14 protein-coding genes and 1 pseudogene are annotated in these 26,521 nt (G+C 72.8%); 2 read left to right on the top strand and 13 right to left on the bottom strand.

Annotation, left to right across the window (positions count from 1 at the left end):
• Window positions 1-301 precede the first annotated feature (301 nt).
• From M8J73_RS25175 to M8J73_RS25140, 8 genes are all read right to left on the bottom strand, one after another.
• Window positions 302-1,417 carry a class I SAM-dependent methyltransferase gene (locus M8J73_RS25175; RefSeq protein ID WP_249829087.1) on the bottom strand — a complete coding sequence of 372 codons (1,116 nt, stop codon included), beginning with the start codon at window positions 1,415-1,417 and terminating at the stop codon, window positions 302-304.
• Window positions 1,418-1,476: 59 nt separating this feature from the next.
• On the bottom strand, window positions 1,477-2,661 hold the full coding sequence (locus M8J73_RS25170) for a glycosyltransferase (protein ID WP_249829086.1): 1,185 nt from the start codon (window positions 2,659-2,661) through the stop codon (window positions 1,477-1,479).
• Window positions 2,658-3,467, bottom strand: a complete 810-nt coding sequence (locus M8J73_RS25165; RefSeq protein ID WP_240501745.1) for an alpha/beta fold hydrolase — start codon at window positions 3,465-3,467, stop codon at window positions 2,658-2,660. Before M8J73_RS25165 ends, M8J73_RS25170 begins: the two co-directional genes overlap by 4 nt.
• Complete coding sequence (locus M8J73_RS25160) at window positions 3,464-3,763, bottom strand: acyl carrier protein (protein ID WP_055542743.1); 300 nt, start codon at window positions 3,761-3,763, stop codon at window positions 3,464-3,466. The genes M8J73_RS25165 and M8J73_RS25160 overlap by 4 nt, the downstream gene beginning before the upstream one ends.
• Window positions 3,760-8,403 (bottom strand): type I polyketide synthase, encoded by a 4,644-nt coding sequence (locus M8J73_RS25155; RefSeq protein ID WP_249829085.1) that lies wholly within the window; start codon window positions 8,401-8,403, stop codon window positions 3,760-3,762. The genes M8J73_RS25160 and M8J73_RS25155 overlap by 4 nt, the downstream gene beginning before the upstream one ends.
• 8 nt (window positions 8,404-8,411) lie before the next feature.
• Window positions 8,412-15,359, bottom strand: a complete 6,948-nt coding sequence (locus tag M8J73_RS25150; RefSeq protein WP_249829084.1) for a type I polyketide synthase — start codon at window positions 15,357-15,359, stop codon at window positions 8,412-8,414.
• 566 nt (window positions 15,360-15,925) lie between these two features.
• Window positions 15,926-16,789 (bottom strand): poly(ethylene terephthalate) hydrolase family protein, encoded by an 864-nt coding sequence (locus tag M8J73_RS25145; RefSeq protein ID WP_240501559.1) that lies wholly within the window; start codon window positions 16,787-16,789, stop codon window positions 15,926-15,928.
• Between the two features lie 22 nt (window positions 16,790-16,811).
• Window positions 16,812-17,474, bottom strand: coding sequence for a hypothetical protein (locus tag M8J73_RS25140; protein WP_055540771.1), 663 nt, complete (start codon window positions 17,472-17,474; stop codon window positions 16,812-16,814).
• Between the two features lie 313 nt (window positions 17,475-17,787).
• Between M8J73_RS25140 and M8J73_RS25135 the strand changes: the two genes are divergently transcribed.
• Entirely contained in the window at window positions 17,788-18,531 is a 744-nt protein-coding gene (locus M8J73_RS25135) for a TetR/AcrR family transcriptional regulator (RefSeq protein WP_063799266.1), read from the top strand.
• 218 nt (window positions 18,532-18,749) lie between these two features.
• On the opposite strand, the gene M8J73_RS25130 is transcribed toward M8J73_RS25135, so the two are convergent.
• Entirely contained in the window at window positions 18,750-18,971 is a 222-nt protein-coding gene (locus tag M8J73_RS25130) for a hypothetical protein (protein WP_157873232.1), read from the bottom strand.
• A gap of 309 nt (window positions 18,972-19,280) precedes the next feature.
• Between M8J73_RS25130 and M8J73_RS25125 the strand changes: the two are divergent.
• Window positions 19,281-20,321: pseudogene (locus M8J73_RS25125) on the top strand (RNAseH domain-containing protein).
• Window positions 20,322-21,294: 973 nt separating this feature from the next.
• On the opposite strand, the gene exaC reads toward M8J73_RS25125, so the two are convergent.
• The 4 genes from exaC to M8J73_RS25105 all read right to left on the bottom strand — a co-directional run bounded on the left by exaC (window position 21,295) and on the right by M8J73_RS25105 (window position 26,473).
• Window positions 21,295-22,818: an acetaldehyde dehydrogenase ExaC gene (gene exaC, locus M8J73_RS25120; protein ID WP_249829083.1), complete on the bottom strand. Its 1,524-nt coding sequence runs from the start codon at window positions 22,816-22,818 to the stop codon at window positions 21,295-21,297.
• A gap of 184 nt (window positions 22,819-23,002) precedes the next feature.
• Window positions 23,003-24,280, bottom strand: a complete 1,278-nt coding sequence (locus M8J73_RS25115; RefSeq protein ID WP_206188050.1) for a helix-turn-helix domain-containing protein — start codon at window positions 24,278-24,280, stop codon at window positions 23,003-23,005.
• 102 nt (window positions 24,281-24,382) lie between these two features.
• A complete protein-coding gene (locus tag M8J73_RS25110; RefSeq protein ID WP_055542701.1) occupies window positions 24,383-24,982 on the bottom strand; it encodes an N-acetylmuramoyl-L-alanine amidase in 600 nt (199 codons plus the stop codon).
• Between the two features lie 282 nt (window positions 24,983-25,264).
• Window positions 25,265-26,473: an ROK family transcriptional regulator gene (locus M8J73_RS25105; RefSeq protein WP_249829082.1), complete on the bottom strand. Its 1,209-nt coding sequence runs from the start codon at window positions 26,471-26,473 to the stop codon at window positions 25,265-25,267.
• Between the last annotated feature and the right edge of the window lie 48 nt (window positions 26,474-26,521).

The following is a 26,521-nucleotide window of genomic DNA, read 5'->3' as shown; positions in this document are numbered from 1 at the left end:
ATCGTGCCCTCTTCGCCCTGGCATCAGACGCACCGATCGCCTCGGCGCCGACGAGCGGATCGACGAGCCGGTCAGCGCCGACGACACCTGGATCATCCGCGCCTGGCAGGTAAAGGACCAGGTCAGGCGCCTTCTTTCGTGTCTCTGGAAGAAGCCCAGCTTCTTCGGCGAGTAGCTCACCAGTAGGTTCAGCATCTGCTGTTGGGTGTCCCTGGGGTCGCGGCGGCGGACTTCCGTAGGAAGGGGCCACCTTCCCCATGGCGTCTTTCATCTTCTCCAGTCCCAGCTCATGCCGGGCTGGTCACTCCTCGCGGCGGGCGATCACCCGGAAGGCGTTGGAGAAGCGACTGCGGCGGATCAGCGGGGCGAGGAGCCGGTCCAGGGCGTACATCGGGAAGCAGAACGGTATGCCCGCCCAGAACACCGTCTTCGTGACCGCGGCGCCGAGACGGCCCGGGGGCTCGGGCAGCCAGGGCTCGTCGCGGAACGGCAGCAGCCGCAGCACGTACAGCCCTACGAGCGCGGTGAAGTCCACGGGGATATGGGACTCCTCGCGGTCCGTCGCCACCACCGTGAAGCCCAGCTCGGTGAGGGCCCGGCGCAGGTTCCTCATGGTCACGAAGTGCTGGTGCTGAGGCTGGAACCACGGCAGCCAGTACCCGCCGAAGAGGCGGCCGAAGGGCGACTCCGGGTTGGGCACCTCGATGATCAGGTGGCCGCCGGGGCGGAGCACGGTGTGAACCGCGGCCAGTTGGGCCTGCGGGTCCGTGGTGTGCTCCAGGCAGTGGAACATGCTCACCGCGTCGTACTGGCCGGCGAGTTCGTCCGCGAGGTCGGGCAGAAAGCCCTGGTAGGCCCGCTCGATGCGCCCCGACCGCTGCGCCCCGAGCACATGGGCGCCGATGTCGAGCCCGTCGAAGGAGGTGCCGGGCAGTGCTTCCTTGGCCGCCAGGCAGAAGTCACCGCCCGCCGTGCCGACGTCCAGCCAGCGCTTCGGCCGGGCGTGCCGCCGCATGGCCACGGCCCGGTCGTGGTTGCGTTTCCTCGCGGCGTCGCTGTCCAGGGCGCCGCCGATCTTCTCGGCGTACAGGCCGTCGTAGAAGTCCCGGTAGTAGAAGTCCAGTCCGGCCGCGCTGAGCTGCGGGTTCTGGAAGGTGTGCCCGCAGTCGCGGCACTGGTCCAGGGTGAAGGTGCCGGGCTTTCGCTGCAAGTGGTCCTTGGTGCGCAGGCGGCGACGCAGCTGCCGCGCGCCGCACCAGGGGCAGTCGGTGCGGCGCGGCTCGAAGAACCGGGCGATGCCGTCGGCCAGCTCTGCCTGGTACGCGGGGCGCAGGCGGGCGACGCGTTCGGCGTCGGAAGCAGGGGACGGTGGGGCGGGTGTGCCGGGGGTGTCAGGGGGCCGGTTCGTGGTGGCCATGTCCGTGGTCTCCTCTCGTTCCACTCTTCGGCACAGCGGTCGCCGTGCCGGTCGGTCGCTCACCGCTCCCGTGACTCCTGCGGCCCCCATGGCTTCTGTGCCGCGAACTTCTCCAGGTACGCCGCCGCAGCAGCCGCCCCGCCCGCCGCACGGAAGGAGTCCCCGACGCGCCGGGCCGCCGCGCGGTAGGCGGGCCCGTCGAGTACGGCGTCGAGGGCGGCACCGATCCGCCGGCGGTCGGCGCGCCCGAAGCGCACCCGCACTCCGGCGCCGGCGCCGGTGACCTGGCCGGCGATCAGTGGCTGGTCGTCCCGGATGGGCGCGACCACCAGCGGTACGCCGTGCCACAGGCACTCGGCGACGGTGTTCTGCCCGGCGTGGCTGATCATCGCGGACGCCCGGCGCAGGAGCGGCAGTTGGGGGATCCGGGGCAGCACCAGGAGGTCGGCGTCGGACTCTTGGTCGAGTACCCCCCCGGGGTCGGCGACTACCGCCTGCAGCCGCCGCCCGCGCTCCCGCGCGGCGGCCGCGCACTCGGCGAGGAAACGCGCCCCCAGGCCGGTGTTGGCGGTGCCGAGTGAGACCAGGACGGTGGCCCGGTGCTCGTCGAGCCACTCCCAGGGGAAGTCGGCGGCCGGGCGCCGGGTGAAGGCCGGACCGACGTACCGCAGCTGCGGCAGCCGAGGGCCCGGGCCCGCGAGTTCGGGGGTGGTGAAGGAGAGCACCAGGTCGGGGGAGAAGCGCGGATCGTGGGTGCGCCCCGGGTCGCCGAGGCGGGCGCGCAGATCCGCGACGAGCCCGGCGGTCCACCGAGCCACCTTCGGCATGCCGTCCAGGGCGTCGCTGAACTCCGCCGGGGTGGTCGACGCGGTGGCGTACGGCACCCCGAGGCGCTCGGCGACGAGGGCACCGGCGAGGGTCTGCTGGTCGGCGACGACGACATCGGGCCGGAACCCCTCGACCGCGCGGCGCACACCGGGCGCCATCGCCCCGGCGAGCGGCACGAGGAACTCCTCCCACAGGAAGCGCAAGGCTGCGGCACCGCGCAGGGCAGCAGGACGTTCCGGGAGCGTGGGCACGTCGCACGGGTACACCTCGGCGTCGGGCCCGGCCAGTTCCCCGACGAACCCGGGCAGTCCGGCCCAGGCGGCCCGGTGCCCGCATCTGGTCAGCTCGGCGGCCACGCTGACCGCCGGGTTGACGTGCCCGACCAGGGGCGGCACGACGAACAGAAAGCGGCTCACGGCGCGACCAGCTCCCGGTGGCCGTCCCGTAGCCAGTCGAGCAGCAGCGGGACGACCGTCTCGGGGGTGCCGACGAGCACGGAGTGCCCGTGCCCGGGCACCGTCACGGTGCGGCAGCGGGGCAGCAGCGATTCCAGCCAGGGCGCCGTGTCGGCCAGGTCGGAGGCAGCGCCGTACACCGCGCAGACCGGCACGTGCAGGCTCTGCCAGGACTCCTCGGCGGGGACGGGGCAGGACGCGATGTCCTCGGCGATGGAGGTGCCGTGCAGCAGCCGGGTGGCCCAGCGCACCAGGCGGGCCTCGTGGCGGCCGTAGGTCTCCTCGATCCACGGCAGGGTGCGCTCGTCGTGGAGCTGGTGGGCGGAGCCGGCCAGGATGCCGCTCATCTTCTTGGCCCAGGCGGCGGTCGGCGGCTCGGACTCGAGCATCAGGATGCCGGCGACCCGCTCCGGGCGGCGCAGCGCGTAGGCGAGGGCGACGGTGCCGCCGAAGGAGTTGCCGATCAGGTGGACGGGCCCTTCCAGGGCGAGGGCGTCGAGCAGCGCGTCCAGGTCGCCGCTGAAGTCCTCGACACTGTAGCCGCGCGGCGGGCGGGAGCTGCGGCCGTGGCCGCGCTGGTCGTACATCACGACGTCGTGTCCGGCTGCGGCGAGCGCGGGCGCGATGGTGAAGTAGTAGCTGGTCAGGTTGTCGGTGGCGATGCCGTGCACGAGGACGACCGTCTGGGGCGGGCCCGGTGCCGGGGTGGGTGCGCCGCTCAGCCGCTCCACGTTCAGCCGGATCCCGCCCGCCTCGATCGTGGTCACCGCAGGCACCCCGCGATGTACTGGACGAGTTGTCCGACGGTCAGTCCGATGATGTCGGAAAGTTCGAGCGAGGCGAACCAGGCGGGGAAGTCGACCCGGTCGCCGTAGCGCCCGCCCAGCTCGGCGGTGAGCGTGACCAGGTCGATGGACTCCAGGTCGAGGTCCTCCACGAAGCGGGTGTCGGAGGTGATCGGGGTGTCGTCCAGTTCGAGGTCGTCGAGGACCGTGCGCAGAGCGTCGGTGATCTCGGCGAGGACGGCGGCGTACGCGGGGCCGGTGGTCGCGGGGCTGGTCATGATGGGCTCTCCTCGGTCCAAGCGACGGTGTAGGTACGGGTGGGCAGCCCCGGCGGGTTGGTCACATCGGTGAGCCGGATGCGCCTCAGCCGGCCGGAGGGTGCCCGGACCGTGAGGGCACGGCCGCCCTCTTCGACCTCGACCGCCGTGAAGTCCCGCGGTCGGCCGCCCAGTCCGGTGCCCTCGGCCTTGGCCGCGGCTTCCTTGGCGGCCCAGAACCGGGTCAGCGGGCCGGGGCCGCCGCCGAGCCCGGTGAAGAGCGCCCGCTCGTCCGGGGCGAGGATGGCGTCGTAGGCCGTTTCGGGGCGCTCGACGATCTCCTCGATGTCGATGCCGGTGCCGGTGCCGGTGCCAGGGCTGTCGGCGGCGGGCCGGACGAGTGCGACGGCGGCCTCCCGGCAGTGCGCGAGCGACAGTTCCAGAGGCGGGAGTTCTCTGCCGTGTACGCCCTCGGGGCGCGGTCTGCCGCCAGGGTCGTTGGCGACCCGTATCTCGGCAGGGAAGACGGGGCCCGCGCCGTGCGCCCACAGGTGGCGGCGTACGGCGTCCTTGGCGGCGATACGGCCGAGCAGCCACTGGCGCCGACCGCGCGGGGGGTGCCCGGCGTACTGCTCGCGCTCAGGGCCCGCGAGCTGGCTGCGCATGTATATCTCGCGGGATGCGGGATCGGGCCAGCGTTCGAAGACCAGCTGCCAACCGCCCTCCTGGGTGACCGACAGAGTGTTGCGCTCGGGCCATCGTTTGACCGGATCGACCTCGGGCGGCGAGTCGAAGCGCCGGTCCCGCCAGCCGCGGATCTCGGCCCAGACCTCGCCGTCGCGGGCGAGCTGCGCGTCAGCCACCAGCGCGGTGTCCGTCACGGTGGTGACCCTGATGTGGCAGTCGAGTGTGGTGCCCTGTTCCGGTGGCGGGCCGTGGAAACGGATCTCCTCGACGCCCGTCGGGAAGACGATGGTGCGGTCGGGGTGCGTGGCCATCAGCCAGTAGCCCAGCAGCTGACCGACGTTGTCGAGGAGCGCGCCGGGCGCGGACGGGGTGGTCAGGACACCGCGGACGTGCCGCTCGCCGAGCGCGCCGATCTCGGTGACGCCGCGGAACCGCGGCCCGTGGAACATCCAGCGGCCGTCGTACATCTGCCGCGCGGACACAGCCGGACGGCTCTCCGGGGCGTCCGTCCGCCACGGCCGTGGGCGGGGCGCGGTGTCGTGCCCGTGGGCGGTCTCGACCGTGGCGCGGGCGTGGCGCCCGAACTCCACGGCGTACCGCCCCTGTCCCTCGGGCCGGACCGTGACCGTGGCCTCGGTGGGCGGGGCGGCGACGGTCCACTGCAGAAACCGGGCGTCGTGCACGGCCACGGCCCTCCCCGGGCCGGGCACGGCGTCGATCATGTGCTGCACCAGGGTGGTGGCGGGCACCACGGGCCAGCGGTCGGCGATCTCGGGCCAGTGCGCGGGCTGCCGGAAGAAACAGTGGTCGGCGAGGTACGGCATGGTGTCGAGTGCGATGCGCAGGGTGATGGCGCGGGGGGCGGCGGCAGGCGGCACCGCCCCGGTCGCCGAGGGCTCGGGGGGCGGCGCCGCGGGCGCGGTGCGGCGCGGGGCCGCTGCCGCGGCGAACAGCTCCGCCAGTTCCGCTGCCGTGTCCGCCGTCTCGCCGAGCAGCGAGCGCAGTTCGGCCGCCACGGGGCTCCGCGCGGCCACGGCCGCGAGCCGGTCCATCCCGGGTGCGGGTGCCGCGCGCAGGGTGCTGCGGAGCCGGTCCCGGGTGGCGGCGTCGAGCGAGACGAGCCCGGAGCCGAGGGTGAGGGGGACGGTGACGGGGGCGGGGACGGCTCGCGGGCTCTCCGTGGCCGAGGGGACGGTCTCCGCCGTACGGGCAGGCGCCGCCGTCGACCGAGGCGTGGCCCCCGCCCGCAGTGCCGCGAAGTCCGGCTCGGCACCGTGCGACCAGAGTCCGGCCGCCACCCGGTACAGCTGCGAAAGCCCGCTGTGCCGGGGCGTGTTGGCGCTGAGCGTCAGGCACGCGCGGCTGGTGAGGGTGTCGTCCACGAGAGCCGGCAGCTGGCCCTGGCCCAGCTGGACGAAGGCCCGGAACCCGGCGTCGTACAGGGCCGTGGTGAGGTGCCGGAAGCGGACCGGTTCGAGCAGGTGGCGCAGGAAGAGCGCGCGCGCCGCGGCCTCGTCGGCCGGGAAGGGCGCGGCGGTCGTGGCGGACCAGACGGGCACCCGGGGCGGGTGCAGCGTGAAGCCGCGCGCGGCCTTCTCGATGGAGGTGAGGTACGGGGCGAGCATCGGCGTGTGGAAGCCGGACTCGAAGGGCAGCAGCCGACCGAGCACTCCCGCGCCGCGCAGCCGCCCGATGAGCGCCTCGACCTGGTCGTGAGGCCCGCAGACGAGGGTCTGGTGGGGCGCGTTGTCGTGCGAGACGACGACGTCCGGGTACGCCGCGAGCTCGGCGTCCACCTGGTCCGCACCGGTGCCGAACGCGGCGAAGGCGAGCCCTGGGACGCGCAGCGTGGCCGGGTCGAAGTCCCGCAGGAACGCGTCGACCTCGGCGTCCGCGTACATCCCGCCGACCGCCATCGCCGTCCATTCCCCCACACTGTGCCCGGCCAGCGCGTCCGGCCGGACGCCGATCCGGGCGAGCGCTCCGGCGAGTAGCCGGCCGAGGCCGACGACGGCCGCGCCGTGCCGGGCGACGTCGCCCACGCGGGCGTCCGGCCAGTGCGGCGCCGGCAGGTCGAAGTGACGGGCGACGTCCTCGGCCCGCGGCTCGAACTCGGCCTCCAGCCCTGGGAAGAGGAAGGCGATCTTCCCGCCGCCCATGCCGAGTACCGGCCGCGGCGCGCACCAGACGTCGCTCCGGCCGCCCCATGCCCGGGCGCGGGCGACTGCCTTGCGGGCCAGGGCGAGGCGGCGGTCGGTGGGGTCCAGGACGGCGACGCGGGCGCCCCCGGCTCCCCTCGCTCCGCCCTCGGCGGCGGCCGCGCGCAGCTCGGTGTCGTCGGCGTCGAGCAGTTCGGCGAGGTCCTGCGGGGTCGCGGCGGCGACCCGCAACAGCCGGGGCGGCTCGGCCACTTCGGCACGGTCCGCGCAGGCAGCAGGCCCAGCGCCCGGTCCGCCGGGTGCCGGGGCCGCAGGCGCGACGGCCGGAGCCGATGCCGGCGCGGGAGCCGACGCCGGGGCAGGCGCCCATGCGGGGGCAGGTACGGGCTCCGGTACCGACTCCAGGACGACGTGGGCGTTGATCCCGCCGAAGCCGAAGGCGCTGACCGCGGCACGTCGGACGTCCCCGTCCCAGGGCCGGGCCTGCTGGGCCGGAGCGAAGCGGGTGCCGCGGAGCGCCGGGTGCGGGTCGTCGCAGTGCAGGGTCGGCAGGAGCATGCCGTGGTGCACCGCCAGGGCCGCCTTGACGAGGCCCGCCACACCCGCCGCCGGCATCGTGTGGCCGATCATCGACTTCACGGAGCCGATCACGGCGTCGGGCCCGGCGTCCGGGCCCGGCGGCCCGAACACCTCGGCCAGCGCGGCCAGTTCGGCCCGGTCGCCGCCGGGGGTTCCGGTGCCGTGCGCCTCCAGCAGGCCGAGCGACCCCGGTGCCGCCGGGTCGAGCCCCGCCTCCGCCCAGGCGAGCCGGACAGCGCGGGCCTGGCCGCCGGGGTCCGGGTTGACCAGGGAGCCGGCCCGGCCGTCGCCGGCCACGCCGACGCCGCGGACCACGGCGTAGATCCGGTCGCCGTCGCGCCGCGCGTCCGCGAGCCGTTTGAGTACGACCACGCCGGTGCCCTCGCCCATCAGCACGCCGTCCGCGTCCCGGTGGAACGGGCGGATCCGCTGGGACGGCGACAGCGCCCGCAGCCGGCTGAAGACGGACCAGAGCGTGATGTCGTGGCAGTGGTGTACGCCCCCCGCGAGCATCACGTCGCAGCTGCCCGCGGCGAGCGCGCCGACGGCCTGGTCGAGTGCGACGAGCGAGGAGGCGCAGGCCGCGTCCACGGTGTAGGCGGGGCCACGCAGATCGAGCCGGTTGGCGACCCGGGACGCCGCGAAGTTGGGCACGAGGCCGATCACCGACTCGGGGCTCTGCTCCCCGCCGAGCGCTGCCGTGAACGCCATCCGTACCGCGTCGAGCCGCTCGCCGTCCAGCTCTGGCAGTAACTCGTGCAGGGTGCGCACCAGTTGGGCGGACGTACGCATCTGCTGGTCGAGTCGGGCGAGCCCGTCGCTCAGATAACCGCCGCGGCCGAGCACGACACCGACCCGGGAGCGGTCTTCGGGCAGTGCGGCCTCCCCCGCGTCGGCGAGCGCGGCCGCGGCGGTGCGCAGTGCGATCAGCTGGTCGGGTTCGGTGCCGGGCACGGAGTCCGGCATGAGTCCGAAGACGGTCGGGTCGAAGGCGGCGAGCGCGTCGAGCCCGTCGACGAAGCCGCCGCGGCGGCAGTAGACGCCATCGAGGCCGCGCCGTCCGTCCGGGTCGTAGTAGGTGTCCGCGTCCCAGCGGGCCCTGGGCACCTCGGAGATGGCGTCTGCGCCGGTGACGAGGTTGCGCCAGAACGCGGCCAGGTCACAGGCGCCGGGCAGGGTCACCGCCATGCCGACGATGGCGACGGGCTGCCGCTGCTGCGGGGCGGTCGGTCGCATCGTGGGGCTCACCGGCCCGACGCCGTCAGGACGACCTCGTCGGTCTCCGGCTCGCCCCAGGCCAGCTCCCGCAGCAGCGCGAGCACGCCTTCCTCCGGGTCGATCAGCTCGATGCCGCGGCGTGCGTACTCCCGGCCCAGCTCAGGGCCGACCATGCCGCCGTGCGCCCCGGCCGGTGCCCACGGGCCCCAGTGCACGGTGACGGTACGGCTGCCGGTGCCGGCGCGCCAGAGGCGGCCGAGGCGGGCGAGTGCGTCGTTGGCGGCGGCGTAGTCGGCCTGGCCGCGGTTGCCGTACACCGCCGAGACGGAGCCGAACATGACGGTGAAGGCGGGCAGTTGGGGAAGTCGCCGGAGAGCCGAGAGCAGTGCGCGGGCGCCGTCCACCTTGGTGCCGTAGACCCGTTCGAAGGAGACGGGGTCCTTCTCGGCGAGCAGCCGGTCCTCGATCACTCCGGCGGCGTGTACGACCCCGTCGATCCGGCCGTACGTCGCGTACGTCTCCTTGACCGCCTGCTGCACGGCCTCCGCGTCCCGCAGGTCGAGTGCCCGGTACCTGGCCCGGCCGCCCGCGTCGTGTACCTCGGCCAGGGTCGCGGCGATCTCGCGGCGGGCCAGGACCCGGCCCGCTTCGCGGTCGATCTCGGCGGTGCTCAGACCGCCCCGGGCGGCGAGCGCCGCACGCAGCGCGGGCAGGTCGGTGGCGTGCGCCAGCTCGTGGTGCCCGCCCGTGCCGTCGTAGAGCGGCGTACGCCCGAGCAGTTCGACCCGGCAGCGTGCGGCGCCGGCAAGGGCGAGGGCGAACCGGGCTGTGATGCCGCGCGCGCCGCCCGCGAGGACGACGACCGACTCAGGGCCGAGCCCGAGTGCCGCGACTGCGGCGGCGCCGGAGGAGGCGGGCCCGGCGCCGGAGGAGACGGGCGGGCCCAGAGGGCTCTCGTACGGTACCGGGGCGCGGCGGAGCCCGCAGGTGCGCAGCACGACGGGCTCCCGGTCGGGCGCCAGCAGTTCCCCGACGAGTGCCTCGGCCTGCTCGGTGGCGGGCTCGTCGGGGTCGAGCTCCACGGCGCGGACCACGGTGTCGGGGTATTCGCGGGCCGCGGTGCGCACGAAGCCGTCGATGCCGCTGGTGTCGTCGGGGAGGCGGGGGCAGAGGAGCCGGCGCGGGCCGCGCAGCAGCAGTTCCTGGAGCACGGTGAGCTGGGCGGGCAGCAGTTGCTGTTCCGCACCCGCGAGAGCGCCCAGGTGCAGCACTCCGTCGACCGGGCCGGTGTGCCCGGCGAGCTGTGCGGTGTCCGGGCCGACACGGGCGGCGAGCGCGCCGAGGGTGGTGAGCCGGGTGACAAGGGCCCGTCCGAGTGGCGTGTCGTCCGCGACGATCAGGAACCGCTTCCCGCGCAGCTGTGCCGCGCCTTCGGCGCCGGGCACGGGCGCCGGGTCGAGCGGGGCGGGCCGCAGCAGATAGCGGTGGGGAGCCTGGCCGGTGAGCGGGGCGGGGGACTCCTCGGCGACGGGGGCCGAGGTGGCGAGGGCGGGTGCCGGGGCCGGGTCGGCGAGCGCCTTCGCGCGGGCCCGCAGCCAGTCGGCGATCCCGGCGGCGGTGCGCTCCCGGGTCAGCTCCTCCAGGTCCGCGTCCGGCAACGACCGCAGATCCGCACCCGAACCCAGCAGCCGCCGTCCCAGCTCCCCGGCGATCTCCGTCCGCTTGATCGAATCCACACTCAGATCCGCCTCCAGATCCGACTCCGCCCCCACCATCTCCACCGGATATCCCGTTCGTTCCGCGATCACCGCCAGCACCTCGGCCAGCACATCCACCCCCACCGGAGCGGGAGCGGGGGCCGGAGCCGCAGCGAGAGCGGCCGGAGCCGGGGCCGGAAGGGGTTCGGGGGTCGGCAAAGCCGCCTGCGGCGCGGGCGGAGCCCCGAGGTAGCCGAGGAGCACGTCCCGTTGTGCGGCCAGCATCTCCCGGCTGTTGCGCAGGAACTCCCGGAGCAGTTCTTCCCGTTCGCCCGTCGTCGTCGCCTCACCGGTCCGCTCTCCGGCCCGCGGGATGCCCGAGATGCGCCGGGCCGGGCGCAGCGCTCCCGGCACCGGCTGGCCGTCCGCCGTGCGTACGAGGTGACCGTCGACCGTCCAGCCGGGCCGCTCCGGCACGGCGGCCGGGTCGGCGAGTACCGTGTCGCGTCCGGTGAAGAGCCGTGCGGGCGCCACCGGGACACCGGCCGCGGCGAGCCGGGCCAAGGCCTCGAGGTGGCCGCGCAGGCCCGCGTCGGGGCGGGGTTCGAACGGGACGGCGACGTGCGGCCGGTCGCCGAGGATCTGGCCGACCAGACCGGTGAGCACGGTGCCGGGCCCGCACTCGACGAAGATCCGCGCCCCGGCGTCGTACATCGCCTCGATCTGCTCGGCGAAACGGACGGGGGCGGCGATCTGCTCGGCGAGGCCGGCCCGTATCCGGGCGGGGTCCCCGGTATAGCGGGTGCCGGTGAGATTGGCCCAGACCGGGAACTCGGGGCCGCGTACGGCGTACGCCGTCAGGATCTCGGCGAAGCGGGACACGGCCCCGGCGACCAGCGGGCTGTGGAAGGCGCAGGCGACGGGCAGCGGGCGGACGGCGAACCCGGCGTCGGTGAGCGCGTCGACGGCTTCGGCGACGGCGTCCCTCGGGCCCGAGAGCACGCTCTGCGCGGGCGCGTTGTGGTTGGCGACGACGACCCGCTCGGCCAGGCCTGCCCCGGCGAGCACCCGGGTCACCTGCTCGGCGGAGGCCGCGGCGGCGGCCATGGTGCCGGGATCGGGCCCCTGTGTGCTGGTCGCGGCGAGGATCGCCTCGGCCCGCTCCCGGCTGAGGTCACCGAGCGTGTCGGGGTCGAGGGAGCCCGCGGCGCAGAGCGCGACGAGTTCGCCGTAGGAGTGCCCTGCGGCCATGTCGGGGCGGACACCGACCGCGGTGAGGGTGTCGTACGCGGCGAGGCCGACCGCCCCGAGCGCGGGCTGGGCGTGGCGGGTGTCGGTGAGCCGGGCGACCTGTGCGGCGCGTTCGGCGGCGTCGAAGGCGGCGGGCGGGAAGAGGGCGGCGGCCGGGGCGTGGTGCAGGTGGCGGCCGAGTTCGGGGAAGGCGGTGAACAGCTCGGCGAACATGCCGGGGCGCTGGCTGCCCTGGCCGGGGAAGAGGAACGCCACCTTGCCACGGTTGTTGCTGTCGCCGTCGCCGTCGCCGTCGCCGTCGCCGTCGCCGTCGCCGTCGCCGTCGCCGTCGCCGTCGCCGTCGCCGTCGCCGTCGCCGTCGGCTGCCCCGGCGGGGGCGCCTGTGGCCGGGAACACTCCGCTTCTCCCGGGCGTGCCGTCGAGGAGGTCCCGTATCAGGTGCGGGAGTTCGGTGACGGACTCGGCGACCACGGCACCGAGGAGCGGGCCCGGGCCGGTCTCCGCGCGCTCTGCAGCGGTACGCGCCAGGTCCCGCAGCCGCCAGTGGCCGCTCGCCGCGAGGCCGGCGAGTTCCTCGGCCGCCGCGCGGGTGCGGAAGACGAACAGCTCGGCGGGCCAGACGTCGTGGCTCTGGCGCGGCGGCGCTCCGGCGTCGGCGTGGGCCCGCAGCACCACGTGGAAGTTGGTGCCGCCGAATCCGAAGGCGCTCACCCCGGCGACGCGGCGGGCGGCGGGCTCGGCCCAGGGCCGGGCCTCGCTGTGGAAGACGAATGGGCTGTCGGGGCCGGTCCAGACGGGGTTGGGCACGTCGATATGCAGGGTGGGCGGGCGCACGCCGGTATGCAGGGCGAGCGCGGTCTTGATCAGTCCGGCGAGACCGGCGGCGCACTTGGTGTGCCCGATCTGGGACTTGACGGAGCCGACGACGCAGTTGCCGGGCGCGGCCCCGGCCTCCTCGAACAGCCGGGTGAGCGTGCTGAGTTCGGTGCGGTCGCCGACGACGGTCCCGGTGCCGTGGGCCTCGATCAGGCCGACCTCGGCGGGCGAGACGCGGGCCTGCGCGTAGGCGCGTTCCAGGGCGGCGCGCTGGCCCTCGGGGCGGGGCGCGGTCAGGCCGAGGGAGCGGCCGTCGCTGGCGCTGCCGACGCCCTCGATGACGGCGTAGATCCGGTCGCCGTCCCGCTCGGCGTCGGCGCGGCGCTTGAGTACGAGACAGGCGACGCCCTCGCCGAGTGCGATGCCGTCGGCGGCCGCGTCGAACGTACGGCAGCGGCCGGTGGGCGACAGCGCGTGCGCGGAGGAGAAGAGCAGGTAGTCGTTGATGCCGTTGTGCAGGTCGGCGCCGCCGCACAGGGCCACGTCGGCGGCGCCGAAGGCCAGTTCCTTGCAGGCGGCGTCGACGGCGGCCAGGGAGGAGGCGCAGGCGGCGTCGACGGTGTAGTTGGCGCCGCCGAGGTCGAGCCGGTTGGCGATCCGGCCGGCGATGACGTTGGCGAGCATGCCGGGGAAGGAGTCCTCGGTGAGCTTCGGGAGCTGCTCCTCCAGGTCCTCGGGAAGACGGCCGATGTACGAGGGCAGGACGCTGCGCAGCGTCGCGGCGCCGGAGATGTCGCTGCCCGCCTCAGCACCGAAGATGACGCAGGTCCGCTCGCGCGGGAAGGCCCGGCGGTCGAGCCCGGCGTCGGCGAGCGCCCGCCTGGCCGCCTCCAGGGCGAGGAGCTGGACGGGTTCGATGGCGGCCAGGGAGGCGGGCGGGATTCCGTAGGCCAGCGGGTCGAAGGGGATCGGAGGCAGGAAACCGCCCCACTTGGACGCGGACACGTCGTCCGCCTCGGCGTCCGCGCCGAAGTGCAGCGCGGGATCCCAGCGGGTGTCCGGGACCTCGGTGATCGCGTCGGCGCCGGCGAGCACCTGGGCCCAGTAGGCGGGCAGGTCGGCGGCGCCGGGGAACATGCCGGCCATGCCGACGACGGCGATGTCGAGCGGTTCGGGAGCGGGGGCCGGGTTCCGCTCGGGTACCGTACCGCCCGCGTGGCGGACGTCAGCGGCGAGTTCGGCGGTGCGGCGCCCGTAGAAGTCGGCGGCCCCGTCGGTGACCGCGTGGTGCAGGGCGTCGACGGTGGTGACGGCGGAGCGGAGCACGGCGACCTCGCCGGCCATGAACATGCCCGCTTCGCGCTGGCGCTCCTCGTCGACGTCGAGCAGCTCGTGGCCGACCCGCTCGACGCCCTTGCTGGCGATGCGCAGGCGGCCGACGTTGAGCCGCTCCAGCTCCTGCCAGACCTGCCGCTCGGGTATTCCCTGAGTCCGCAGCTCCTCCTTGACCTCCTGGTACGTGTCGCTGAACGCGCTGGGCAGGCAGCGGGTGGTGTGGCCGGGCGCGGTGTGCAGGAGCGTGGTCGACGTGGCGTCCAAGGCCGCGCGCTGGAACAGCGGCCGGATGGCGCCGCACTCGACGGCCTCCTCGGTGAAGAGGTAGCCGGTGCCCATCAGAACGCCGACGACGGCACCGCGGGTGGTGAGCGGGGCGGCGAGCGCGGCGACCATGGCGGCGGAGCGCTCGTCGTGGATGCCACCCGCGAACAGCACTTGTACGTCCTGTGGGTCGGCGGCGTCACCGCCATCGGTGTGACCGTCGTCGGCCGCCGCGTCGAGGAAGTCCTCCAGGACGGCCAGTTGCGCCTCCCAGAGAGGGAAGCTGTTGCGCGGCCCGATGTGCCCGCCGCACTCGGCGCCCTCGAAGACGAAGCGCCGGACGCCGGCCGCCAGGAACTGGCCGAGCAGCCCGGGTGACGGCACGTGCAGAAAGGTACGGATGCCGTCGGCCTCCAGAGCGGCCGCCTGGGAGGGACGGCCGCCCGCGATGACGGCGTGGCTGGGGCGCAGCTCACGGATGGCCTCCAGTTGGGCGGTGCGTATCTCTTCCGGAACGAAGCCGAGGATGCCGACACCCCAGGAGCGGTCGCCGAGCGCGGACCTGGTCTGCTCGAGCAGGGTGCGGGTCTGCTCGGGCCCGGCCAGGGCGAGCGCGACGACCGGCAGTCCGCCGCCGTCCGCGACGGCCGCCGCGAACCGCGCCTGGTCGCTGACCCGGGTCATCGGGCCCTGGACGACCGGCAGCGCGGTGCCGAGCGCCCGGCACATCGGCGAGCCGCCGCGCAGCACGGCGCCGTCGTCCGCCACGGCGGCGTCGATGCCCTCCGTGACGGCGGCGAGGGCGCGGTCCACGGTGCCGTACCGCTCGGCGAACCGGGCGGCGAGAAAGGCATCCTGGCCCAGCGGCAGGGGCCGGTCGCGCAGGACGGCCGGGAGGCCGGGGCGGCTCCGGTCGAGCACCCGGCAGCCGTCGACGACGACGGTCTCGGTGCCGTCGGCGGCGCGCAGCAGGCCGGCGGCCGCAGGGGCCGTACCGGCCTCGTCGAGCAGTGCGAGCTGGATGTCCAGTACGACTCCGCGGGCGCCCGCGAGCACGGCGGCGGCCGCGGTGTGCGGCCCGATGCCGCCGCAGGCCCACACCGGCAGGTCGGCCGGTACGGCGCCGAGAACGCGCTGGAGCAGCACGAAGGTGGAGTGTTCGCCGCAGGGGCCGCCGGACTCCTCGCCGCGCACGATGAGCCCGGTGACACCGTCGGCCACGGCCCGGACGGCCTCGTCGGGGCTGCGGACCTCGGCGAGCACGGCGGGGTCCGCGGTGGCGGCGCGGGCGGCGGCCCGGACCTCGGCGACGGTCCAGGGCGCGTCGGGGGCGAGGAGCACGGTGCACGGTCCGGCGGCCGGGTCCGTGGTGCGCCGCGTTTCGGCGGGCGCCGGGGCCCACAGATCTTCGGGGCGCAGCGCACAGTCGGCGGGGACCCGCACGCCGTGGCGGCCGGGGGCCCACTGCCGCAAGAGGGTCAGGGCCTCGCGGGCGGCGCGGGCGCCCGGGCCGAGGTCGAGGACACCGGACCCACCGGCCCGGCAGACGGCGGCGGCGAGGCGGGGGTCCGGTGCACCCAACGGGCTGACGCCGATAACGGTGTGCGTCATGGGGGGAGGCTCCTCTGTGCGATCGAGGGGGGTGTGCGATCGGGACGAGCGGATTCGGCGCACGCCGCGCGCTCTGGAGCTGATGACCCGTCAGATACTAATGGGTAGTCAGTTATCTGGCTGCACCCCCGACATCGATCGGTGAACAGGAGCCGCAATGAGTCGGACCCGGTCGCCGCAGAGCTCGGCCATGTCGTTGATGTCGGAAATCGGCATGACCGCCGGCCGTGACCGCACGTCTGCCCGCGGCCTCTCGCAGCTGACCTCCCCTCCTGCGTTGCCTCCCCGTGGCGCGGTGTTGATCAAGGGCTACGGGGCGTTCGCTCTGTCCCTTTACCCGCCCCACGGCGGGCGGTGAAGCCGTCCTGGGGCGCTGACCTTGGACGATGGGACTTGAAGGTTCCATGTCGCAGATCGGGAGAAAACCCGCGAGAGACCACGGACCCCTTCCGGGGCCGTGTCCGATTCGCCCCTGCCCGCCGCCGTCCTGGTCGCGTTCGCGGCAGGCACGGATGGCCGTGGGGGCCCGTGCCTGCCGCGCTTGCGCTGGGTTGCATCCGCTGGGGTTACAGCGGGCAGGTGATCTGGAGGACGACGGTCTTGGGGTCGTTGGGGGTGGGGCAGAGGAACTGGTCGTAGCGGGTGTCGTTGTCGACGAAGCGCTTCAGCCAGGAAACGCTGTACCGGGCGATCGTGGTGTTCGGGTCGGTGAAGGTGAAGTGGTCGGTGTCCTTGAGCACGATGAGTGACTTGTCGGGGGCGTTGGCCAGCCCGTTGTAGAAGGGCAGGGCGAAGTCGTCGACGGAGGCGACGGTGTCACCGTCGGCGCCGAAGATCATGGTAGGGACCGTGATCCGGCTGGAGACGTTGCCGAGGTCCCAGGGTGCCAGCGGGATGGCCGCCTTGAGCGACGGGGTGCTCGCCGCGCTCTGCAGCGAGCCGCCGCCGCCCATCGACCAGCCCATCACGGCCAGCCGGTCGGGGTCGATCCGGTTCTTCACCGTGCTCTGGGCCGTCAGATAGGTGAGTGCGGCGAGTTGCTGCCTACTGCGGTCGGTGGGGAAGTCCCACAGCGCCCTGGTGTTCAGGGTCATCACCACGAAGCCCTGGGAAGCCAGCCGGGGTCCGTACCAGGCGATGTCCGACTGCGAGGCGAGGAAGCCGGGCATGATGACGATGGCACCGAAGGTGCCCTCGCTGGTGTCGGTGGGGTAGTAGACGGTGCCGCTGTTGAAGCCTTGGCCGCTGCCTGCCGGCACGGTGACCGAGCCGATGGCGAAGGGACCGGTTTCGGCGGTGATGCTCTCCAGGGTCGGGACCGGGCCGCGCTCGTAGGGGTTCTGGGAATCAGCCTGAGCCGGGGTGGCGAGGGCGGTCGCCATGACGACGGCGATGATCGCCGTGAGCGCTCGGAACGGGACCAGTTTCACGGGGTTCCTCTCGGACAGGCTGTCAGTTGGTGTAGACGGCGGGAGAGTCGCTGACGCTGCTGTCGACCACGGGGGCGTAGGTGGCGGTGAAGTAGCCGTTGGTCGTGCACAGCGCCGAGCCGGAGACCTTGGTGAACTTCTGGTTGGTGAAGGTCAGACTGTTGTCGCTGTTGGAGCTCACCGCGGAGAGGCTGGGCGCCTGGTAGACACAGGTGATGGAGCCCAGCAGAGTGGAGAGCGCCACCGTGGTCTGGATCGCCCTGCCCGGCGCCGCGGTCACCGTGACGGTGCCGTCGGAGGAGGCGGCTGTTTTGTAGGGCAGGTCATCGACGGTGATGCTCTGTACCCCGAAGACGCCGAAGACGTTGCTGGTGCAGCCGTTGAAGGTCTGTGAGGTCGCGGACTCGGTGGCGGTGCCCGGGGCGGCGGGGTTCGCCGTCACCGTGGCGGAGAGTGTCGATTCGGTGCAGGTGATGCCGGAGGTGCCGTTGCTGCTGGTGGCGAGGGTGGCGTTGGTGCCGCGCGCCAACGACGCGGTGAGTACGTCGCCGACGGAGACGGCGTTGCCGGCGGCACTGCCGTAGGTGAGCACGGCAGTGTCCGCCGAGGCGGCGGTGGCCGGGAGGACGGCCAGGGCCGTCGAGGCGGCTGCGGCGACCAGGGTGGAAAGGGCGTATCGGCGCATGCGGGTTCCTCTTCTACTGGCATGGGTGACGAGCAGGGCCGGGTCGCTGCCCCCGGGGGAGTGGGCCAGCGGCCCGCGCATTGCCGTTCCCGGGTGAGATGGAACGGCCGGAGCGGCCCGATCTCTGACGTGGAGTCAGAGACTCGGTGCACTTGTTGCGGCCTTGCAGGGTGCGTGACACTGACGGCCCCGGCCGCTCTACGACCGCGGGCCGCACGAGAAGAAAACCTGTGAGAGTTGTAAACCTGACGGGTATTCAAGTCAAGGCACGCGTACAAGAAGGCGCGCGCCCAAGTTCGAGGAAGGATGCGGAATGGCAGCAGGCTCGTCGGCACGGCCTCCACTGGTGCTGCCCGGTACCCGCGCGGGACGCGATCCGGAGCGTTCCCTGCGGCGTGGACCGCGCCGCACCCCGCCCGAGGTGGTCGCCGCCAACCAGCGCGACCGGCTCCTGGACGGCTTCGTCCGCACCGTCGCCCAGGTCGGCTACGCCCGCACCCGGGTCAGCGACATCTGCCAGGCGGCAGGCGTGACCAGGCCGGTCTTCTACGAGCTGTTCAAGGGCAAGGAGGATGCCTTCCTCGCCGCCCACCAGTACGGCACCTCCCTGGTCTTCAGCGCCATGGAGGAGGCCCACACCCAGGCCTCCGACTGGCCGGGCCGGGTGCGCGCCGGGCTCGGCGCGCTGCTCGGCATCCTCGCCAACGCGCCCGACTTCGCCGCCATGGCCATCGTGGAGATCGACGCGGTCGGCCCGGCCGGGCGGAAGGCACGCGAGGAGCTGCTGGCCCGCTTCCGGGACTTCTTCACCGACCTGCACGAGGCCGAACTTCCCATTCCGACCGAGGAGTTGGTCGACATGGTGATCGGCGGGGTGTACTCCGCGATCTACCGGCGGATCGCCGCCGACCGAACCGCCGAGCTGCCCGGCCTGCTGCCCGGCCTGGCCTTCTCCGTACTGGCCCCCTTCCTCGGCCCGGAACGCGCCGCCGCCGAGCTCGCCGACCCGGCGCCCTCCGCCAACCTCGTCCCGGCCTGCCTGGCCCCGGAGACCTGATTCCGAATGCAGCGGAAGATCGCGTCATCGCCCGTGAACGGTCCACGCCCGTCGCACGCGCAAGCTGTGACACGCGTCCACCGGAGCGATGACGTACCAGCCGTCCCAAGGCCCCGCACCCCATGAGCGACTCCGCACCGCATGTGGGATGGCCACGTCGGGCCTGGTACAAGGCCCGATTGCGTGCGAACTGATCGCCGTGCGGCAAGACGGCCTGCTCAGCCGGCCGCGGCCCTTTCGTGCTGGTCGCGGTCTGCCCGCGCGAGGGCTTCGAGCCCGGCCGGTTCGGCGGGCGTGTAGAACTCCGGCCAGTCAGGATCGGCGTCGCTCGGCCCCTTGGCGTAGAGCCGGTGAGCACGCACGATCGCTTGATCTGTGGCGCTCGGGTCGCCCAGCAGCGCCCAGCCACCGGCCTCCCGCATCGCGAACAACGAGAGCATCCGCGCCGAGCCGTACGACTCACCGCTGTCTGCGCGCCCTGGGCTGCGGAGATCACCTCACGGGGACGGCCTGATGCCTTGGCCAGGAGCGAGACGCAGCCGAAGGCGTGCCCCTCAAGGCCCGGGTCGTGGGCGACCCGGGCGGCGGCCAACGCCTCGTTGTAGAGGCTGCGGGCGTCGGCGGGGCGGAATCGTAGGACAGCCACCCGGCCGCGATCGCCAGATGGCCCGTCGCCGACCGCAGCCGCCTGGGTCCGCAAGAACCGTACGACCCGGAATCGTTGGGCAGCGTACCTCCCTGTCGGCGTCATGATCACCCCCGATCCGGCCGGCACCGACGCGGCCCGTGTCGAAGGCTGGGACCCCGAGGCACGCTCCGGCGCAGGGGCCTGGGCCCCCTACCCCGAACTCCTGCTGAGGCTGACCACAAAAGCTGAGGTCAAGCCGGTTCCGCCCAGCCGGCGTAGCTCACAGGATGACGAGGCCGACACCTCTGAGGTGCAGACGGAAAGTGGGACCGAGCGCCCGAAACGCTACCAAGAACGCGAACGGCAGCGCCGTGAGGCCGCCGAGTGGCTTCAGGGTCTGCGTGCCTCCCTGCGCACCGCACCAACCGTCCTGTTCGCCGAGGCGCACAACGCCCGCTCGCACTGAGCTTGGCTCCAGGACGGCAGGATCGAACGGGATCGCCTGCAGGACGGCCTTGCTCCCGCTCGTCGCCTCGACCCCGACCTGCGGATGGTCCGGATCCGCGCAGGCGCCCGGAACGAGACTCCGCAGTGGTGGGGGAGAGCCCCGGAGGGCAAGGCGAACGGCATCCAGCAGGGCTTGTGGGTGCCAGAGGATGCCGCTGAAGACGCCCGCGTGTTCTTCAGTACGACGGCCAAGCCCGTGCAGTTCAAGCACGCGGCGGTGACCGCCGACAAGCTTTCGCCCCGGCCGATCGCCCAGGGCAAGCGCAAGGGTGAACCCACCATCGACACCGGCCAGGCGGCCTGGATGCCGGGGCTGCTGGAGATCGCCGTCGTCGGTTGCCATCGGGACGACGGCGACGACCCGAGGTCCCTCGCGCTCCTCACCCATGTTCTGCGCCAGCCCTCGGACTACGACCAGGCCTTTGCCCTGCCCCTGCCACTTCACCTGGCCGGCATGGCACAGGAGCACGTCCTGCCGACACCGAAGGACGACGATGCGGACACGGCAGACGCAGGGGCGGCGGGCCAATCCGGTGCTTCGGACGATTTGGATGACGCGCAGAACGCATCGCCGGTGGAACAGCCTGTGCCGAACCTGGAGTCGGAGGCACTCGACGTCGACACTGAAGGGCAGCTGCAACTGTTCGAGATGTAGGTCTGGCCGTATTCGGTGGTGACGGTGGGTAGCCGTCACCGATCATGACCGTTCAGTCGCTGTGCCATACGGCTGGTGGCCCCCCACCCGCAGCAGGCCCGCGGCCACGCTCACGCAGAACCCGCCGGCCCTGCGCTCTCTCCCGGCGCACCCAGGCTCAACACGCACACCGCCTGGCACATCCGCCACGGCGTCTACACCGAGCAGGCTCTGACCCTGCTCACCTCCGGCATCACCTCCCGACGCATCGCCCACCTCCTCGGCCGCGACGCCGCCCGCCTGGGGCACCGGTCGGCCGGCCTGCGGCAGTGGACCGCCCAGCACCACATCGACGGCTGGGCACGGCGGTACGAGGCGAACGACTACGAGATCCAGGACCTCCTCGACTACGTCCGAACCCCCTCCGACCCGATCAACCAGCTCCTCGACAACCGCGCCGCCACCACCCCGCTAACTCGGCTGGCAGCAGGGACCCCCGACGGCCCGGTCAGCGTCGCACGGCCCAGCGAGCGCCCACCCGACCATCCGCGTCGGCCGCGACCGCCGCCGGGTGGCGACCGTGCCCGCCGACCGCCACCTCGATGTCCTCGCGATGCTCGACAGCGGCCTCGACCTCAACCACCGCCTCCACAAGGTCAGCCCTTCACCACCCGGCGCGCCCGGTAGCGCTTGGCCCTCAAGAGGAGGGCGATGACCGCAGAGTCACCGACTTGCCGCCGCCCGTGGAGGCGTTGACACGGAAGTACGGGTGCCGACGGTTCGGCGCTGCTTACCGGTATCGACGGATCGCTGCGCTCATGAGGGGCGGCTCGTGGGTTGGGTCCTTCGGAGATCTTTGGTCCGCGAATGGTCCGGTGGGAACTCCCCTGGACGCCAGACTGTAGCTCTGGAAACCCAATTGATTACAGTGAGTATCTTCTATGACGGGTTGCTTGGAGCGCAACGATGCCTCCAAGCAACCCGACTTCAGGCTCTAGAAGAAACCAAGCTTCTGAGGGCTGTAAGAACAAAGAAGGTTCTTCGTCTGCTGGTAGTGGTCCAGCATCATCTTGTGGGTCTCGCGGCCGATGCCCGAGCCCTTGTAGCCACCGAACGCGGCGTGCGCGGGGTACGCGTGGTAGCAGTTCGTCCAGACGCGGCCCGCCTGGATGGAACGGCCCGCTCGGTACGCCGTGTTGGCGTCCCTCGTCCACACACCGGCCCCCAGGCCGTACAGCGTGTCGTTGGCGATCTTGATCGCGTCGTCGAAGTCGTCGAACGACGTGACGGACACGACCGGCCCGAAGATCTCCTCCTGGAAGATCCGCATACGGTTGTCACCCTCGAAGATCGTCGGCTGGACGTAGTAGCCGCCCTTCAACTCGCCACCGTGCTCGATGCGTTCTCCGCCCGTGAGGATCTTGGCGCCTTCCTGCCTGCCGATGTCCAGGTAGGAGAGGATCTTCTCCAATTGGTCGTTGGACGCCTGCGCGCCGATCATGGTGTCGGTGTCCAGCGGGTGCCCCGTCTTGATCTGCTCCGTGCGGGCCACGGCCGCCTCGAGGAACTCGGCGTAGTGTCCACGCTGCACCAGCGCCCGCGACGGGCACGTGCACACCTCGCCCTGGTTGAGCGCGAACATCGTGAAGCCTTCGAGGGCCTTGTCGCGGAAGTCGTCGTTCGCCGAGCACACGTCGTCGAAGAAGATGTTCGGTGACTTGCCGCCGAGTTCGAGCGTCACCGGCGTGATGTTCTCCGAGGCGTACTGCATGATCAGACGTCCGGTCGTCGTCTCACCTGTGAACGCCACCTTCGCCACCCGCGAGCTCGACGCCAGCGGCTTCCCCGCCTCCACCCCGAACCCGTTGACGATGTTCACAACACCCGGCGGCAGCAGGTCCGCGACCAGGCTCATCCACACATGGATCGACGCCGGAGTCTGCTCCGCCGGCTTGAGCACGACCGCGTTGCCCGCCGCCAGCGCCGGCGCCAGCTTCCACGTCGCCATGAGAATCGGGAAGTTCCACGGGATGATCTGCGCGACCACCCCCAGCGGCTCGTGGAAGTGGTACGCCACCGTGTCGTTGTCGAGCTCCGCCAGCGAACCCTCCTGCGCGCGCACCACCCCCGCGAAGTACCGGAAGTGGTCGATGGCGAGCGGAATGTCGGCGGCCAGCGTCTCGCGCACCGGCTTGCCGTTCTCCCAGCTCTCGGCGACCGCCAGCTTCTCCAGGTTCGCCTCCATCCGGTCGGCGATCTTCCGCAGGATGTCCGAACGCTCCGTCACCGACGTACGACCCCAGCCGGGCGCGGCCGCGTGCGCCGCGTCCAGCGCCCGTTCCACGTCCTCACCCGTACCCCGCGCGATCTCCGTGAACGGCAGCCCGTTCACCGGACTCGGGTTCTCGAAGTACTGCCCGCGCGCCGGTGGCACGTACTCACCGCCGATGAAGTGGTCGTACCGCGCCTCGTAGGAGACGACCGCACCATCCGTACCAGGTGCTGCGAAACGGGTCATGGAATACCTGCCTCCCCAGAAGCGCCACCCGCCGTTGGGCGGCTCTCGTGTGGAGGCTAGGAATCCGACGGTTGCAACGACGTTGCGCTGCGGTCCGTGGCAAGGACGCCTCTGCCCTCCCGCACGCAGCTCCCTCCTCCCTCCTCCCCCCTCCCTCCCCTCCGCCCTTCCGCCCCGCCGTTTCTCAGGTACGTCTCCGGTGTGCCCAGCCCGCCGGCGCCCTCAGCTCCGTCTCCAGTTCCCGCAACCGTGCGCGTACTGCCGGTGTGGGGCGTACGGCCGCGAGTGCGCGCCATATGTCGAGGTCCTCCTCGCCCCAGGGCGCGTGCGCCCAGTCGGCCAGCAGGTCGGGATCGCGGCGGGCTATGAGAGCCGTGCGCAGTCCCTCGGTGAGCCTGTGGCGCAGTCGGGCGACCGCCGGGGCCTGCGAACCAGGCAGCAGCGGGCCCCCGTACGCTGTCGCGGCCGCTGTCACCGCACCCGTCTCCAACCTCCGCTCCACGACCGCCACATCGGACTCCACCGGAACCATCAGCCGGTACGGTCGCGAACCGAGCAACCCGGGGCCGAGCAGTCTGCGCAGCCTCGCCAGCTCGGCCCGCAACGTCACCGGCGTCACCGACTCGTCCTCATACAGGGCACAGAGCAACTCGTCGCCGGACAGCCCTTCCGGATGCCGGGCGAGCAGCACCAGAATCTCGCTGTGTCGTCGGCTGAGCCTCACCTTCCTTCCCGCCAGCAGGAGTTGGGCCTCGTCCCGACCGAGGGCCGTCAGCTCCAGTGCGTCACCAGGGGCGCCGGGCGGTGCGAGCAGGGCCAACTGGGACTCGGCGGCCCGAGCCACCGCCTGCACGAAACCCAGACTGTGCGGGTGTGCCAGCCGGTCGCCACCGGTGATGTCGATCGCGCCGAGCACCCGCCCGGTGCGCGGATCGTGCACCGGCGCCGCCGCACACGTCCACGGCTGCACTTGCCGTATGAAGTGCTCCGCCGCGAACACCTGCACAGGCCGGTCGACGGCGACGGCCGTACCCGGCGCGTTGGTCCCGACCTCGGCCTCAGCCCAGCGCGCCCCCGGCACGAAGTTCATCCCGTCCGCCCGGCGTCTGGTCGCCGGATGTCCTTCCACCCACAACAACCTGCCCTGCGCGTCGCACACGGCCAGCAGATGCTCGCCGTCCGCCGCGAACGTGCCCAGCAACTCACGGACCAGCGGCATCACCCTGGCCAGGGGATGCTCCGCACGATAGGAACCGAGGTCGCCGTCCGTCAGTTCCACACGCGCGGTGCCCTCCGGTCCGACGCCGGCTTTCGCGGAGCGGCGCCACGAGTCGGCCACCACGGAACGGACCGGCCGCGTCACCGCGCCGCCCTGGGTGAACGCCTCGTGCGCTCGGCGCAGCACCCGCACTCGCTCGACAGGGTCGGCTCCCGGCTCCAGAGCCACCCATGAATCGGTCAACTCGGCCTCCCGGCATTCCGTGCATGGCAGGGTCCATCGTCAACCTCGCACCTGCGCCCGACAAGCCATGAGACATACCCGGCGGGATCCGCCTCCACGGCCTCAGCCGGCGTTGACCAAACGTATGTACCGGGCCCAGTCCCAGTGCGGCCCGGGATCGGTGTGGTCGGTGCCCGGCACCTCGTGGTGGCCGATGATGTGGTCGCGGTCCTTGGGGATGCCGTACCTGTCGCAGACCTCCGAGGCGAGCGCCGCCGACTGCGCGTACATGGCACCGGTGAAGTACGCGGGGCGCTCGACCCAGCCCTCGTGCTCGATGCCGATGCTGTGTGCGTTGTAGTCCCAGTTGCCCGCGTGCCAGGCGATGTCCCGCTCACGGACGCACTGGGTGACTCTGCCGTCGGCCGATCGCAGGACGTAGTGCGCGGAGACCTGCTTCGCCGGGTCCCAGAAGACGGGCATCGTGTTCTTGTAGGTCGTCTGCGTCACGTGAATGATCACCAGGTCGACGGAGTGGCTCGTCGGGCGGTCCGCCGCCGTGTAGTTTGCCTCGCTCGCCGGCTCCCACAGGGCGAAAGCATGGTCCACGGGCGCTGGGTGGGCAGTGGCGCGGGGACTCGGGAGCAACGCGTAGGGGATCGCGGCGAAAGCGGTGCCTTTCAGCAGCCGCCGCCTGCTCGGCAACGCTTCGGCTCGCTCCATGGTGTCTGCCTTTCAGAGGAGGCTGAATCCGATATGCGGGGAGGGGCGCCCGTGTGTGAGACGCATCCGCAGGTCGAACGGCTGCGCCTCACGTGATTCACGGTACGGCGATCAGCCGATACGCCGTCGAGGCGTGGGGAAAACGGTGGAAAAGCGAGCCGTTGTGGATAACTCCGCCACCTTCAGGGGTGAGAGGGCCGGGGCAGCCCAGGACTCGAGGACTGGTTCTCCCTCTTCGGCGCACCCGCGCTCTTGGCCCGTAACCGCTGGGGACCTCTGCGGTTACGCCCGCACCCCGGCCGTCGCCGGGTCGTCGAGCACCGCCCGTACCACCGAATGGGCCGCGCCCAGCAACGGTCCCTCGGAGCCGAGGCGCGACACGGTCACGGCGCATGCGGGTCCCGCTGTCCGCCCGGCCAGCTCACGTTCCAGTGACGGGACGAGCCAGGGTGCGAGAGCGGCCAGGGCACCGCCCAGGACCACCGTCTCGGGGTCCAGCAGATTGACCGCGCCGGTCAGCGCGATACCCAGCGCGGTACCGGCGCCGCGCAGCGCCCGACGTACCTCCTGGTCCCCGGCGGCGGCCCGCTCCGCGAGCAGCTCCACCCGGTCCTCGCCCGGCTCCAGCCCGGCCGCACGCAGCACGGCCTCCTCGCCGGCGTACTGCTCGAGACAGCCACGCCCCCCGCACGCGCACTGCGGGCCCTCCGGTCGTACGGGCACATGGCCCAGCTCGCCCGCGAAGCCTCGGGTGCCCCGCAGCAGCCGGCCGTCCACGACCACCGCGCCACCGATACCGATCTCCGCGGAGACATGCAGGAAGTCGCGTGGCGTCGCGGCGCCGAGCCAGAGTTCGGCGAGGCCGCCGAAGTTGGCCTCGTTGTCGACGGTCAGCGCCAGCCCGTCGGGGAGCAGTGCGCCGAGGTCCGTGTCCCGCCAGTCGAGGTTGGGGGCACGGACCACAGTGCGGGCGTCCCGCGCCACCAGTCCGGGCACGGCGACCGCGAGGCCCGCCGCCCACAGGCCCTCCTTCTCGGCCTCGGCGACGACCTGCCGTACGAGCGCCGTCAGCTCGTCGATCACCGGCTCGGGGGCGCGGCCGCGGTTGGTCCCGTGCCGCACGGCACGCGCGCGTACCGCGCCGCGCAGGTCCACCGCGCACACGGCGAGATGGTCGACGCCGATCTCCGCGCCGATTCCGGCGGGACCACGTCCGCTGAGAGCGAGCGCCGAACCGGGGCGGCCGACCCGGCCGGGACGCTCCGGACCCAGTTCCTCCAGGAGCCCCGCCCGGATCAGCTCGTCCACCAGCGTGGACACAGCCGCCCGGGTGAGGCCGATGCGCGACGCCACCGCCGCACGGGAGAGCGGGCCCTCGGCGTTGACGGTGTGCATGACCCGGGAGAGGTTGCGGCGGCGCATGCCCTGCTGGGTGTCGGGCAGGCGGCGGCCGGGACTGCTCGGGTGCGCCTCGTGCAGCGGTGCGGTCATACCTCCCCCGGTTCCTCTCGAAGTGTCGTGGCTGATGCCCCTCAGATC

It is taken from the genome of Streptomyces neyagawaensis, from assembly GCF_023516595.1.
Classification (GTDB): Bacteria; Actinomycetota; Actinomycetes; order Streptomycetales; family Streptomycetaceae; genus Streptomyces; species Streptomyces neyagawaensis.
This window is presented reverse-complemented; position numbering and strand designations above follow the sequence as displayed.